Below are 457 nucleotides of genomic sequence, written 5' to 3' on the forward strand. Positions count from 1 at the left end.
GTGTTGTGGACTGCGGTGTTGAAATCGGGGGTTCACGCAACCCTGGCGGGGGTAATTGTCGGCTTCTTTATTCCTTTGAAAGAGAAGCATGGGCGTTCTCCAGCGAAGCTACTGGAGCATGTGTTACACCCGTGGGTGGCGTATCTGATTTTGCCGCTGTTTGCATTTGCTAATGCTGGCGTTTCACTGCAAGGTGTCACGCTGGATGGCTTGACCTCCATTCTGCCATTGGGGATCATCGCTGGCGTGCTGATTGGCAAACCGCTGGGGTTTAGTCTGTTCTGCTGGTTGGCGCTGCGTTTGAAACTGGCGCATCTGCCTGAGGGAACGACTTATCAGCAAATTATGGCGGTGGGGATCCTGTGCGGTATCGGTTTTACTATGTCTATCTTTATTTCCAGCCTGGCCTTTGGTAGCGTAGATCCAGAACTGATTAACTTGGCGAAACTCGGTATCC

1 protein-coding gene is annotated in these 457 nt (G+C 52.1%); it reads left to right on the forward strand.

Going from position 1 to position 457, the window contains the following annotated elements; genetic code table 11:
* On the forward strand, positions 1–457 hold a 457-nt coding region (gene nhaA, locus WCE05_RS25990; protein WP_368816837.1), incomplete at both ends, for a Na+/H+ antiporter NhaA.

This window comes from Pseudomonas sp. I2 (genome assembly GCF_040984075.1).
Lineage (GTDB): Bacteria > Pseudomonadota > Gammaproteobacteria > Pseudomonadales > Pseudomonadaceae > Aquipseudomonas > Aquipseudomonas guariconensis_B.